Here is a 13,524-nt window from a genome sequence, read left to right as displayed (position 1 = left end):
TATCATGATTGCCAAGATGGGTCAGGACGGTCACGACCGTGGCGCCAAGGTGGTGGCCACAGGTTATGCCGACTGCGGATTCGATGTCGACATGGGCCCGTTGTTCCAGACTCCCGCCGAGGCAGCCCGCCAGGCCGTGGAGAACGACGTGCACATCCTCGGCGTTTCATCGCTCGCCGCAGGCCATAAGACCCTCATACCTCAGGTTATCGAGGAACTTAAGAAGCTTGGCCGCGAGGACATCATGGTGACTGCCGGCGGTGTAATCCCCGCTCAGGACTACGATTTCCTCTACAAGGCAGGTGTCGCAGCTATCTTCGGCCCGGGTACACGCATTCCCGATTCGGCCATCAAGATGCTTGAAATCCTCAACGGTGCCGAGTAATCCGCCGTAGGATTAATATAAAGGCTTATCAATCAAAAAGAATCGGAAGCTCCCGGCAACGGTATGCTTCCGATTCTTTTATGTTGAATGGAAAATGTGTAAATTTGCGGTATGGCAACAATATTGAATATCGAGACATCGACAACCGTATGCTCCGTGGCTCTTACCATGGACGGTAATGTGATTGACCGCAGGGAAGATTATCATGGACGCAACCATGCCTCTCTGTTGAGCGGCTACATCGAGGATATGCTTGCCGCAGCTAAAAAGCATGAGCTTAAGCTCGATGCCATAGCGGTGAGCATCGGTCCGGGGAGCTATACCGGACTGCGTATCGGGCTGTCGGAGGCAAAAGGGTTGGCCTATGCGATGAAACTTCCTCTTATAGGGGTCGACACATTGCAGGTTATGACTGTCGCCGTAATGTTCAGTGACTTCTTTGATGAAAATGTGCTTTTTGCGCCGATGATCGATGCGCGACGTATGGAAGTCTACACTGCCGTGCATGATTTCGCGCTTGAGAATGTTGTGTCGCCGCGCCCGCTCATACTTGATGAGGAGAGCTATCGTGAGCAACTCGACCGAGGCCCTGTGATTTTCTTCGGCGACGGTAGCGAGAAAGCCCGTAAAGTTCTTGAGAAGCATCACAACGCTAATTTCATTACCGAAATATATCCTCTCGCCGCCAATATGATGGCTCTCTCCGAAAAGGCATACCGCAATAAAGATTTCCTCGATCTTGCATATTCCGTCCCGGCATATCTGAAGGATTTCCAGGCCGTGAAGCCAAAGAAGATGTTCTGACCGCGCTTTGGTTTGGGTACATATATACAGCATATGGAAAAGAACCGGAAAGAGGAACCGGACACCGTGATTCTAATGGCGTCTCCGCGCCGAGACGGACGTGTGGCCCGTGCCGCACGGGAGGTGGAGGCCATGGTCGCGGATGCCGGCAGCCGTGGAGTCGTGTTTGACCTTTCGGACATGGAGATCCGTCCATGCCGCGGCTGCATGAAATGCCGTACCACTGGCGAATGTGTCTATAGGGATGACCATGTTTGTCTGATTGCCGACAACATACGGAAGTGCGATATGCTTGTGGTAGCCGCACCTACTTACTGGGCCAACATGCCGGGGACTTTGAAAGTGCTTTTCGACCGTCTTGTGTCCGTACTTATCAAGGATGGCGCTCCGGGACATATGCCGAAGCCCCTGCATAAGGGAAAACGGTATGCTATAATCACCGCGTGCAGCACACCGTGGCCGTTCAACCGCATTCTGGGAGAGAGCAGCGGGGCTGTCGCGGCCATTCGCCGGGTGTTCCGTTATTCCGGCTTCAAGTGTGTAGATACTATTCAGATGGCCGGTGGCCGGGAAGTGGATGCCGGGCGTTGTGCCCGTATGGTCAAACACCTGATGCTTAAATAATCATGAAAATAGAACTGATTGTCGTTGGCAAGACCAACACGCCTTATCTGCGAGAAGGCATAGAGCGCTATGTGAAGCGCCTTGTCCATTATGTGCCTTATGAGATACGCACCATAGGCGATATAAAGACGACTAAAGCCATGACTTCCGAACGGCAGAAGGAGATGGAGGGTGAGCTGATTCTTCAGCAGTTTCAGTCGGGCGACCGTGTGGTGCTTCTTGACGAGCGTGGACGCGAGATGACCTCGCGCCGATTCGCGGAATATATCGACAGGGCCATGAATACCGTCAGCAAGCGGTTGCTGTTTGTCGTAGGCGGTCCATATGGCTTTTCACAAAAGGTTTACGATCGTGCGGACGGAATGTTGTCGTTGTCGCAGATGACCTTTTCCCATGAGATGATCCGACTGTTTTTTACCGAGCAGGTTTACAGAGCCATGACCATTCTGCGCGGAGAGCCCTATCACCACGACTGATTGTCGTGTCTATTCGAGAAGGAGGTCGCGCAGTATGGCGTCGGAAATCAGCCAGTATTTTTCCGGAATTCTCATGGTGGAGTCAGTGCACAGCAACCTCCCGGAGGAGATGAACGGATCTGCATTCTTGCGGAGTTCCGACAGTGACTTACTTCCTCCGATTTTCTCCACCGCTTCCTGATTCAACCCATGTGATGTGCGCAGGGAAGTTATGATAAGGTCGTTGATGCGGTCTGTCGTCGTTTCTTCCTCAACGGTATAGAATGTCTTGCCTGAATTTATTGCTGCAATGTAGGCGGCTACACCCGGCGGGTTGACCCGGCGCATTTCACCGTCGAAGCTGTGCGCACCCGGGCCGAGGCCGAGGTAGGGGGTGTAATCCCAATATGAGCTGTTATGACGCGAATGCTTGCCGGGAAGAGCGAAATTGGAGATTTCATAGTGTGTGAATCCTCGGCGTGTAGTGTACTTACACAGCATGTCGTACATCTGCTCGGACACTTCTTGTGGGATTTCTTTTATTTTCCCCGTCATCAACATGGCGTAGAGGCGTGTGCCCTGCTCATATGATAGCGCATAGGCCGACAAATGTGTTATGCCGCGTTGCAACAGCCTTTCAAGAGAGTCGCGCCATGTATCTATGGTCTGCCCTGGGAGTCCGTAGATAAGGTCGGCGCTTATGTTTGAGATGCCTCCACGGAGTATGGTTTCTATGGCGTCTAATGCCTCTGCGGCGGTATGTCGACGGCCAACGGCGGCAAGTTCGCGGTCATTCAGCGACTGCACTCCGATGCTTATCCTGTCTACACCGAGTGAACGCATGGAGCTTACCCAATGTGCCGTTACGTCCTCGGGATTAGCCTCTACGGTGAACTCCGAGAGCGATGATTTCGGTATCGGCGACACTATAGCTTCAAGTTCGCCGGGAGTGAGTATGGAGGGTGTGCCGCCACCGACATAGATAGTGGTGATTTCGCTGTCGGAGAGTTCATGGCGGCGCATATCCCATTCTTTTGATACGGCATCGGCGAATCCTTCCCGGCTTTTCTTTTCCGGGATAGAGAAGAAATCGCAGTAAGCGCACTTCGAGTGGCAGAAGGGTATGTGGATGTATATGCCTGACATGTCGGGATAAGACGGATCAGAAATTCTGGCCGCAGATTGATTTATAGTTGCAGAATCTGCAATGCGACGGATGCGGAGAGGGGGTGAACGGGGTGGTTGCGTCGAAGAGCGATGCCAGTCGTGCTGCCAGCTCTTGCTTGACCTTGTCGTTGAGGTCGCGGTAGTCGGAAAGCGGCTCTTTGTCGATGACTACTTCCGGGATTGAGTTCTCGGCGCTAAGTTTCCTGAATCGGAAAAGCAATGGACGTATAGCACCGTTGTAGCCGGTCTCCATTCGTAACGCATTGCAATACAGGAATAGCTGCAGGATGGCTTTGTGATGTCCTTTGCCGTTGCCCGGAGGCTCGAAGAGGTGGCTGAGATTGACTACCTTTATCTCGTCACTTCCGGTCTTGTAATCGATTATCTCCATGCGGTCGTCCCTCCGGTCGATTCTGTCGATTACACCGACAAGGTTGATTGAGAGTGTCGGCGAAAGCGGAACTGATGTCTCGAACCGGCGTTCGGCCTCAATGAAAACGAACGGAGCCCTCTGCTTTTCAAGACGGAACAGGTGTTTCATCTGTATGAGCATGATGTCGGCAATGACACGCGCCTCGCCGTATAGAGGGGCGAGGTTGATATACTCCTCCTCTGGGTTTGCAGTGTTGAGATTCGGCAACCGGTTGAAATGCAGGTTGATGGCCGAAGTTATCAGCTTTTCGATGGCAATGTCGTCAGCCACCATGCCATCAAGCATCTCTGCTGTCACGGTTATCTCCTTGCGATTGCCCCGTAGATGATTGTAGGAATACTCGGCCACCTGGTGCAGCACTTTTCCGAACGTGCTTTCATCCATGTAGTCGGTCACTTCAGTATCATCCTTCAGTCCGCGCAGGTAGTGCAGGCAGAATTTGAGCGGGCAGCTTATGTAAGTGTTTATTGCCGAGGGGGAGAGATAGCGGCGGCGACCTTCGGAAGCCCGGTATGAGTCGATGATGCGCATAAGCTGCTCATCTTTCGCGATGGATATGTCCGGGATCTGCCCCGGCGCCGGAAGATTGAAAGCGGCTTTGTGCATGCGTATGCGTTCCTGCGGGTAATGGTGCAGGAGCTGGTAGATGTATCGCGACATGTCGCCTGAATTCAGGGCTTCGGTGCGGGTATCGTATATCAATGTGACGTTGCGCGCCGCAGATATCATGCGGTAGAAATAATAGGCGAATATACATTCCTGGAATTCCATCGTAGCCATGCCGAAGCACCGCCTAAGTATATTCGGTATGAACGAACGAGAGAAGTGGCGCTTGGGGAAGATGCGTTCGTTCATTGAAAGTATTATAAGGTTGTCGAAATTGAGCGCGCGGGTTTCAAGTATGCCCATTATCTGTAGTCCTTTGAGCGGTTCGCCGGTGAAATTTACGGTCTCCGCGTCGACAACGCTGCGGATCAGATGGAAGAATGTCGCGTCGCGCATCGTTATGCCGTAGCGGTCCGCGACATCGCGCAGTTGCTCTACGCTCTGCCGGTAGCGCGACAGGAATCCGAGTTCAAGTGCTACGGGCGCCGGGGCTTCGACGCTTTCAGGTGGCAGCATGTCGTCGGGGATATCCGTTGCCTCGTTCACCTCGGCCGGTGTATCGTTTTCCGTGGATTGGGTGGCTTTGAGTTTTCTTTCAAGGAATTCGACGAGCTGAAGTGTGTAGCTGAACACTTCCGTGCCTGAATGCAGGTCGGTAACGGGGTAGAATACCTTTTCAAACTGCTCCCATGTGGCGCGCAGGTAGTCGGCCGGTACGCTGAAAAGGCGTCGCTCACGGATTTCATTGCGGATAGCCTCGCAAAGGTCGGGATTGATGCGCGCGAGCAATGGGTTGGCAAGCACATCGCATACATCTTCGTAGAAGAAGCACCAGTTGCCCCTGATCTTCCTGGCCTTAAGATGCATGGTCATGATACTGCGCATGAGCGCGGCTGCGGGAGTGAGCTTCATCGGATAGCCCATCGTGATGTTGACCGAGGGGATGGAGGCCGGGATGGAATGTAGAAGTTCGATGAACAGGTCCTCCGAGGGGAGTACTATGGCAGTGTCAATCGCATTTGTGCGGTCCGCGATGCTCCCGTCCTTCACCATGCGGTCGATAAGGCGTCCGGCATATTTCACCTGACCTACATTGGACGGTATGCCAACCACGTCTATTTCCGGAATGGGAATTTCACCGTCATAGTCGATGTCATAGCGTGACGGAAACAGTTTCACATAGCGGCTGATGAAGTGAGTGGCCATATTGTCGGCACGCAGTTCGTCGGGGAATGCATAGTCCCAGTAGAAGTCGGCTATCCCTAACTCATGCAGGCGCGAGAATATGCATAGTTCCGAGATAGACAGTACGTTGAATCCAGCCATTATTATCCTGCGGTACGGCATGTCGCCGGGTTGCATCATCGAGAGCTTTTCAGCGACTTCGCGATACTGCATGCCGGGATAGCACAGTCCTCTCGATGACAGTTCATCGCGGAATGCCCCGTAGAGCGGTTCGAGTATCTCCCATAGTCGCATGAACGATTCTCGGTTGGTGTGCGGGTCACGCGGATTATCTATGTGGGTCCAGAAGCGGTCAATATCGTCAAGCGGTATCTGCGCGCCCCAGTACTTGTTGATTATTTCTTTTTGCTGCGGGGTGAGATAGTCGGCATTGATTTCCTTGTAGTTCTTCAGGTTACGGAATAGCTGGCCGGCATCTGTCATGTAGCGGTCTACGTCGTTGAAGTCACCGAGGAGCATGTCGCCCCAGAATACGAACTTGTCGAATTCCTCGGTCTGGGATGACATCGAGTTGTAGAGGTTGTAGAGCGTGAACAGGAGGTCGTAGCGCGAGGCGGCAACATAATCGGAGAATTCGGCGATGAAATCGCTGATGGTGGTCACTTCCGGTTCAATGAATGGCTTGCCGGAATCGGCGTGCATGCTGAGGAAATGGCGGAAAAAGGTAGCGCTTCGCTTGTTGGGAAACACGAAGCAGAAGTCGGCCAACGAGTCGGAATGACGCTCGAAGTAGGCGTCGGCGATACGTTTCAGGAACGGTGTCATGCTTTCAGGTATATGCACATCCTCACTGCCAGGTCAAACAGCACGAGTTTCGGATTGGCGTTGCCCGCTATGTCGATGATTGCGGAGTCGAACTCAGCGGATATCCTCTCTACGTTGCGTTCGTTGATGAAGCGCGAGAATTTGCTTGAGAACGCCGCTTCCGCGCTGTTGAGATAATTGAGACGCGGCTCGTTGAGATTCATGATGAAGTTTTCCCTCACGAGACGCAGGCAATAGGTAAGAAAGCGGATGATCGTCTCGCGTCCGAATGCCGCCACAGCTACGGTCCACTCTTTTAGGTCCGCCATCTGGTTCTGATATGCCTTTCGCATCAGAGACATAAACAGTTCGAGAAACTGTTTTTCCTCTTTGGAGAACGATAGCGCCGTTTCCGCCGCAAGCATGCTGCCGTCGGCGTTATGGGCCACGGCCATAGCATCGGCATGTGACAAGCCTTTCCTTTCCACGAGCTGACGGGCTACCGTATCGTCCGGAAGGCGGTGCGCCACTATGCGCTGGGTGCGTGAATATATTGTGGGAAGGATGTTTTTCGCATCGTTGCTCACCAGTATGAACAGAGTGTCATGGAACGGCTCTTCGATGAGTTTCAGCAGTTTGTTGGCAGCCTCGGTTTTCAGACGTTCGGGAAGCCACATGATGACTACCTTGTATCTTGCCTTGTGTGCTGTGAAACTCAGTTTGTGGATAAGGCTGTCGGCTTCGCTCACGAATATCTGTGGTTGGGAATTTCCGGCCTGGATAAGAGATAGCCAGTGGAGAAAATCCATATAAGGTGACTCTTCGAGCATGTGGCGCCATTCGTCCATATAGTCGTCGGAGACTGGATTGTCATGGCCTCCTTTCACTATAGGGAATGAGTATATAGTGTCGATATGGTTGGCGGTGCGATGTTGCAGGCATGCGGGGCATTTTCCGCAACTGTCGCCGGCACTACGGTTTTCGCAGTGGATGTATTGTGCCATCGCACGCGCGAGCATCATTTTTCCGGTGCCTGCCGGACCTTCGATGAGAATGGCGTGGGGTATGCGGTCGGCGTCGACCATGTCGCGCAGACGTTCCTTTATATGATTGTGTCCGGGTATGTCGCTGAATTTCATGATGACTTTGGAGGAGGATGGATGATGGCTTTTCTGTCAATATACCGCACGTGCCACCTGCTCTACACTTCTGGTGGCATTGAGCGAGTAGAAATGTATGCTCGGCACATTGCGGGCTATAAGTTCCCGGGCCTGGAGTGTACACCACTCCACGCCTACGGCCTTGGCCTGAGAGTCTGTGGTACATCTCATGAGTTCGTTGGCCAGTTCGCTCGGCATGTCGACGTGGAATACTTTCGGCAGTATGCTGAGTTGCGACATGGTGGTGATAGGCTTAAGTCCGGGTATGATGGGCACGTTGATTCCGGCTTTGCGGCAGCGGTCTACGAAGTTGAAATACTTTTCATTGTCGAAAAACATCTGTGTGACGATATAGTCTGCGCCGTTGTCCACTTTCAGTTTGAGATATTGCAGGTCGATGTCGGGATTGGGTGATTCCTCATGCTTCTCGGGATAGCCGGCCACTCCGTAGGAGAATGTCTCGCCGGTGACTATGTCCATCTTTGTGCCGTCGATGAAATATCCCCTGTTGAAGTCGTTGACCTGCTGCTGCAGTTCCGATGCATGGGCATGCCCGTCGGCATTAGGGGTGAATCTCGACTCATGCTTGGCCTTATCGCCGCGCAGAAGCAAGAGATTGGTTATGCCGAGAAAGTTGAGGTCGATCAAGGCATATTCCGTCTCGATTTTGGAGAATCCGGAGCATATCATGTGGGGGACGGCCGGTATGGCATACTTCTGCTGTATTGCGGCGGCTACGGCGACGGTGCCCGGGCGGCTGCGCTCGCTCACGCGCCTGTAGAGTCCGTCGGGTGTGTCTTTGAACACGATTTCACTGCGATGGGTGGTGATGTTGATGTACAGCGGGTCGAATTCGCGGAGTGTGTCGATATTCTTGAACAACTGGTCGATGCCGCGTCCTTTCAGCGGGGGCAACACCTCGAAACTGAATCCGGTGGTATTGCGTGCGGCTATTATGTCGGTAACTTTCATGTGTCTGTGAATGATGAAAGACAAAGATACGAATAAGTCGAGTGCAAAAGCAAATTTATTTGGTTTTGCCGAGCGTGAGTATCTAAGACTTAGTCAAAGATACGAATAAGCGACTGCAAAGCCAAATTTATTTGAGCTTTGCCGGGAGTGAGTATCTTTTTTCGTAATTTTGTGTTATGAAAAAGATTGACAGGGAAACGGTACAGCGCATCCTCGATGTCGCCGACATAGTCGACGTGGTAAGCGATTTTGTGAGCCTGAAGCGTCGCGGGGCGGGCTATCTCGGTCTGTGTCCGTTCCATAACGAACGCACACCGTCGTTTTCCGTGTCGAAATCAAAGAACATATGCAAGTGCTTCAGTTGCGGAAAGGGTGGCAGTCCCGTCAACTTCATCATGGAGCATGAGCAGATGACCTATCAGGAGGCTCTCCGGTACCTTGCCGCGAAATACAACATAGAAATCAAGGAGCATGAGATGACCGACGAGGAGCGCGAACGTGAGACCGAACGTGCGTCGCTCCTTGCAGTCAACGAGTTCGCCCTCCGCCATTTCGAGACGAATCTGCATGACACCGACGACGGGCGCAACATAGGTATGACCTATCTGCAACAGCGCGGTGTCAGCGAGGCCATGATAAAGCGCTTCCGCCTCGGCTATGCCCTTGAACGCTCGACGGCCCTCTATGATGAGGCGATGCGGAAGGGTTACAACGAGAAATACCTGTTTGATACCGGACTGTGCATACGCACCGACACGGGTCGTGTCTACGACCGTTTCAAAGGGAGGGTGATATTTCCGGTATTCTCGGTGTCGGGAAAGGTGATAGCTTTCGGTGGCCGTACGCTCAAGAAGGATCTTGCAAAATATGTCAACTCTCCCGAGTCGGCCATATACACAAAGAGCAACGAGCTTTACGGACTCTATCAAGCCAAGCAGGCTATCGTGAAGCATAACAAGTGCATTCTCGTAGAAGGTTATCTTGATGTCATATCCATGCATCAGAGCGGGATAGAGAATGTCGTTGCTTCATCGGGCACTTCATTGACTGACGGGCAGATACGCCTGATACATCGATTCACAGACAACGTCACCGTGATCTACGACGGCGATGCCGCCGGCATAAAGGCGTCATTGCGCGGTATTGACATGCTGCTGCGGGAAGGTCTTAATATCAAGGTGCTGCTGCTTCCCGACGGTGATGACCCCGATAGTTTCGCACAGTCGCATACTTCGACCCAAGTCGAGGAGTATATATCCGCCAACGAGGTGGATTTCATACAGTTCAAGACGGGCATTCTGCTTCAGGGCCTGGAGAACGACCCTATTGCCCGTGCGCGGGCAATAGGTGACATTGTGCAGTCTATTTCCGTCATTCCCGATGCCGTTACAGCCAATATATATATAAAGGAGTGCAGCCGTCGTCTTGATATCGACGAGCGTGTAGTGGCTCTTGAGGTGGAGAAGCGCCGGAAGGCACAGGCCGAGAAGGATGCCATCACCGCGCGTCAGGAGCGTGCACGCAAGTCGTTGGGCGATGTGCAGAATGCCACTGAACAGCTTGTAAAGGGAGATGCCAAAGGTGACGACGAGGCGGATGTCGAGCCATTCAGTGCGGTGGAAGCGGTGGCTGTTGCTTCGGGCGCAGAGACTTCGAAAGAGGAGACCGGCTACCGCAGGTTCATGTACCGCTATGAGAGCACGTTGGTCAAATACATGCTTCGCTACGGCCTGCTTACCCTGGCCGAGATGGTCGACGAGAATGGGAATGCGGTGACAATCAGTGTCGCGGACTACATCCGTTCGGAGCTGGAACGCGATGACATGGAGATTGCTGATCCGGTACTTGGTTCCATATACCGAGCGGTGCTCTCCCTGCAGTCGGACGGATGGCCTGCCGCTGAACAGGACTTCCGGGAGCGGCTTCTACAAGAGAGGGACGCATCCATAGAGGCGGGAGAAGCCGAGATCCGTGCCACGGCTTCCGACCTTTCCGATATCGAGCGCCGCGAGAAGGAATTGCGTGCTTCCGTGGATGAGAAATACATGCGCGACATGAGGGAGTACACCATGATTTATCCTGAGCGCGTAATTTGTTCGAGTCCTGACGATGCGGTGCGCAAGATGGGCATGGAACTTGTCGCCGAGAGGCATGTGCTCAGCAAGGTATTTACCAAATATACGCATGTCATCACCGACGACGAGCGGTTGCCCGACATCGTGCCGCGTGCGGTGCTTGAATACAAGGATGCCATGCTCGAATGGCAGATACAGCAGCTCAATCGTGAAATCAAGGAGGCTTTCGGCGTGAACAATAATGAGAAGCACTGTATGGAGCTTATGTCGAGACTTGGCGAACTCCATGCATTGCGCAGGGATATGGCCACATATCTTGGAGAGCGTATTATTTTGCCGCGCTGAGAACAGAGGTACTGTGTTTTATGTTGTAACCGGAGAAAAATCATCTTTTCACGATGCGCATACTGATAATCGGACTTGGAATATACGGCTCTAATCTGGCTATCGACCTGACGGCTATGGGCCATGAAGTGATAGCTGCCGATAGCAGTGCCACTCTTGTCGAGGCCATAAAGGATAAAATCTCTACCGCCTACATCATTGATTCTACCGACGAGGCCGCTTTGGATGCGCTACCGTTGAATTCCGTTGAGCTTGTGATTGTTGCTATCGGCGAGAATTTCGGCGCGAGCGTAAAGACAGTGGCCCTCTTGAGGAAGATGGGTGTGAAGAGGATCTATGCCCGTGCCGTGGATGATATCCACGAGACGATATTGCGAGGTTTTCAGGTCGACAGAATTCTTGTGCCGGAGCAGCGTGCAGCGAGGGAACTAACCCGCGAGCTGGCTCTCGGTGCGGGAGTGGATGCCATAAATATCGACCGCGACCATTATGTGATGAAGTTTCCGGTACCGGAGTTCTATGAAGGGATGTCGCTCTCGGAGATAGATATGGAACACAATTTCGGATTTCGGCTTGTGGGGGTGACACGGGTCACCGAACGCAGGAATGCAATCGGACTGATAGACCGCGAGCCGGTGATGGTCGACAATCCCACTCCGGATTTCCGGCTTCAGAAAGGCGATATGCTTGTAGTGACCGGCACGCAGCGTCAATTCCGCGACATGCTCCGCCACATAAAGTAACGTAAGAAGATAATAATGACTAAGAAAGAGAAACTTGGATTATGCGATTGGATGCTTGTCTTTGCAACGGCATTCATACTCGCATCCGGCATACAGCTTGAAGCAACCGGAAGCCGCAGTGTCGTATGGATATGGATTCATGTGGCCATAGGCTGTCTTTTCTTCTCCAATATTGTATGGCATCTTTATCTCCATTTCGGCTGGAAATCGTGGATTAAAAGATTGCGGAAACAGAAATCTCTGGTAACCCGTTGGCTCGCGATTTTTGCATTGCTTACGCTAATAAGCGCAATTGCCACTTTTATACATTGGATTGCTACATGCGTCCATTCTCCGATAGGCGGCATACATGGTAAAATCGGTTTCGTATTCCTGTTGTTTGCCATAGGGCATACCGTCAAACGAATCGGATTTTTCAAATCGGCAGGAAAGCCGAAGGTGGCAAATTGAGGTCGGCAGGCACGAGACAGCATGTCCGCGGCATCGTGCGGATGTGGGTATATAGGAAATTGTATGCCCCGATTTCCATACTCATGGAAAATTTGCCTAAATTTGTAGGGAAATAGGGGCTTACGATCCCACATATAGGTAAAATCATGTACTATATATCAAAACGCATGGAGATAGCCGGTTCGCACCGGCTGGAACTATCATATCCGAGCAAATGCACTAACGTGCACGGCCACAACTGGATTGTGACCGTGTATTGCAAGGCGCGCACGCTCAATGCCGACGGAATGGTGTGCGACTTCAAGCATATAAAGGAGCGGATACATGACGTGCTCGACCACAGGCATCTCAACGACGTGCTCCCGTTCAACCCTACGGCCGAGAACATCGCACGATGGATAACCGAGCAGATTCCGGAATGCTACAGGGCCGACGTACAAGAGAGCGAGGGGAATGTGGCGACTTATGTAGCCGATGAAGAGGATTGACACGTAATGATAGTAAAAGAGATATTTTATTCATTGCAGGGAGAGGGTCGGTTTACCGGTACGCCTGCCGTATTCATACGTCTGTCGGGATGTAACCTCCGATGCCCGTTTTGCGATACGGACCATCTGGGAGGAACAGAGCTGACACATGAGGAGATATTTTCGGAACTGGGGAAATATTCTGCGCGTCATGTGGTGGTCACGGGTGGAGAACCTTCATTGCAGCTTGACGGTAATTTTGTCGACATGCTGCACGATGCGGGTTATTTCGTGCAGGTTGAGACCAACGGCACGCACATGCTTCCGGCTAATGTCGACTGGATTACATGCTCACCGAAGGATGCACCGATTGTTTACTCAAAGGTAGATGAGCTGAAAGTAGTGTTCCTCGGTGACTCTGACGATGATGTACGCATCTCGTCGCTTGATTCTGTCTATGCCCGCGAACGCTATCTCCAGCCGTGCGACGTGGGTGACGAGGATGCAAACCGAAGGATTATATCGGGATGCGTTGATTACATCAAGGCTCATCCTGAGTGGAAGCTTTCTTTACAGACACATAAGCTGATAGATATTCCATGATGGTCTCAGGGATATGCCGTGTCCGCGGATGCGATTGAAGATCCAAAGAATCGTTACATGAAGATTCTATCGAAGATTCCTGAAGATTCTATCCGTGAATTTTCGCGAATTGAAGAAAAAATTTGCATAACCCAAAACTTATTCCTATCTTTGCACCGCTGAACAGGAAAAACAGCAGGTATACCGTCTCTAAGGAGAGGTGGGTGAGTGGCTGAAACCACCGGTTTGCTAAACCGACGTAGGATA

General features: G+C 52.2%; 13 protein-coding genes. 8 read left to right on the top strand and 5 right to left on the bottom strand.

The window, feature by feature from the left end; all coding sequences use genetic code 11:
- The 4 genes from QZ303_RS09905 to rlmH all read left to right on the top strand — a co-directional run.
- On the top strand, positions 1 to 385 hold a 385-nt coding region (locus tag QZ303_RS09905), incomplete at its 5' end, for a cobalamin-dependent protein (protein ID WP_295732290.1).
- Between the two features lie 111 nt (positions 386 to 496).
- The gene (gene tsaB, locus QZ303_RS09900) at positions 497 to 1,189 is read left to right on the top strand and encodes a tRNA (adenosine(37)-N6)-threonylcarbamoyltransferase complex dimerization subunit type 1 TsaB (RefSeq protein WP_295732288.1); all 693 of its coding nucleotides are present in this window, start codon (positions 497 to 499) and stop codon (positions 1,187 to 1,189) included.
- Positions 1,190 to 1,222: 33 nt separating this feature from the next.
- The gene (locus QZ303_RS09895) at positions 1,223 to 1,813 is read left to right on the top strand and encodes a flavodoxin family protein (protein ID WP_295732286.1); all 591 of its coding nucleotides are present in this window, start codon (positions 1,223 to 1,225) and stop codon (positions 1,811 to 1,813) included.
- Positions 1,814 to 1,815: 2 nt separating this feature from the next.
- Complete coding sequence (rlmH, locus tag QZ303_RS09890; RefSeq protein ID WP_295732284.1) at positions 1,816 to 2,289, top strand: 23S rRNA (pseudouridine(1915)-N(3))-methyltransferase RlmH; 474 nt, start codon at positions 1,816 to 1,818, stop codon at positions 2,287 to 2,289.
- 9 nt (positions 2,290 to 2,298) lie between these two features.
- Here the strand turns inward: rlmH and hemW are convergent, their stop codons facing one another.
- The 4 genes from hemW to metF are packed head-to-tail and all read right to left on the bottom strand — an operon-like array spanning position 2,299 to position 8,595.
- A complete protein-coding gene (gene hemW, locus QZ303_RS09885) occupies positions 2,299 to 3,414 on the bottom strand; it encodes a radical SAM family heme chaperone HemW (protein ID WP_295732282.1) in 1,116 nt (371 codons plus the stop codon).
- Between the two features lie 16 nt (positions 3,415 to 3,430).
- Complete coding sequence (locus QZ303_RS09880) at positions 3,431 to 6,484, bottom strand: PD-(D/E)XK nuclease family protein (protein WP_295732280.1); 3,054 nt, start codon at positions 6,482 to 6,484, stop codon at positions 3,431 to 3,433.
- Positions 6,481 to 7,602 (bottom strand): DNA polymerase III subunit delta', encoded by a 1,122-nt coding sequence (locus QZ303_RS09875; protein ID WP_295732278.1) that lies wholly within the window; start codon positions 7,600 to 7,602, stop codon positions 6,481 to 6,483. The genes QZ303_RS09880 and QZ303_RS09875 overlap by 4 nt, the downstream gene beginning before the upstream one ends.
- A 36-nt stretch (positions 7,603 to 7,638) precedes the next feature.
- On the bottom strand, positions 7,639 to 8,595 hold the full coding sequence (gene metF / locus QZ303_RS09870) for a methylenetetrahydrofolate reductase [NAD(P)H] (RefSeq protein ID WP_295732276.1): 957 nt from the start codon (positions 8,593 to 8,595) through the stop codon (positions 7,639 to 7,641).
- A 176-nt stretch (positions 8,596 to 8,771) separates the two neighbouring features.
- Here metF and dnaG point away from each other — a divergent pair, with 176 nt between their 5' ends.
- Positions 8,772 to 11,015 carry a DNA primase gene (dnaG, locus tag QZ303_RS09865; protein ID WP_295732274.1) on the top strand — a complete coding sequence of 748 codons (2,244 nt, stop codon included), beginning with the start codon at positions 8,772 to 8,774 and terminating at the stop codon, positions 11,013 to 11,015.
- A 53-nt stretch (positions 11,016 to 11,068) separates the two neighbouring features.
- Complete coding sequence (locus tag QZ303_RS09860; protein WP_295732272.1) at positions 11,069 to 11,758, top strand: TrkA family potassium uptake protein; 690 nt, start codon at positions 11,069 to 11,071, stop codon at positions 11,756 to 11,758.
- A 39-nt stretch (positions 11,759 to 11,797) separates the two neighbouring features.
- Here QZ303_RS09860 and QZ303_RS09855 read toward each other — a convergent pair whose 3' ends face one another.
- Positions 11,798 to 11,941 carry a hypothetical protein gene (locus QZ303_RS09855; protein WP_295732270.1) on the bottom strand — a complete coding sequence of 48 codons (144 nt, stop codon included), beginning with the start codon at positions 11,939 to 11,941 and terminating at the stop codon, positions 11,798 to 11,800.
- Between the two features lie 413 nt (positions 11,942 to 12,354).
- Between QZ303_RS09855 and queD the strand changes: the two genes are divergently transcribed.
- Both queD and QZ303_RS09845 read left to right on the top strand, forming a co-directional pair.
- Positions 12,355 to 12,696: a 6-carboxytetrahydropterin synthase QueD gene (gene queD / locus QZ303_RS09850; RefSeq protein ID WP_295732268.1), complete on the top strand. Its 342-nt coding sequence runs from the start codon at positions 12,355 to 12,357 to the stop codon at positions 12,694 to 12,696.
- Positions 12,697 to 12,702: 6 nt separating this feature from the next.
- Entirely contained in the window at positions 12,703 to 13,278 is a 576-nt protein-coding gene (locus tag QZ303_RS09845; protein ID WP_295732266.1) for a 7-carboxy-7-deazaguanine synthase QueE, read from the top strand.
- The last annotated feature ends 246 nt before the right edge of the window (positions 13,279 to 13,524 follow it).

The sequence above is a fragment of the uncultured Muribaculum sp. genome (assembly GCF_910583865.1).
Lineage (GTDB): Bacteria > Bacteroidota > Bacteroidia > Bacteroidales > Muribaculaceae > Muribaculum.
Note: the sequence above shows the minus strand (reverse complement) of the source record. Positions and strands in the feature narration are given on the sequence as shown.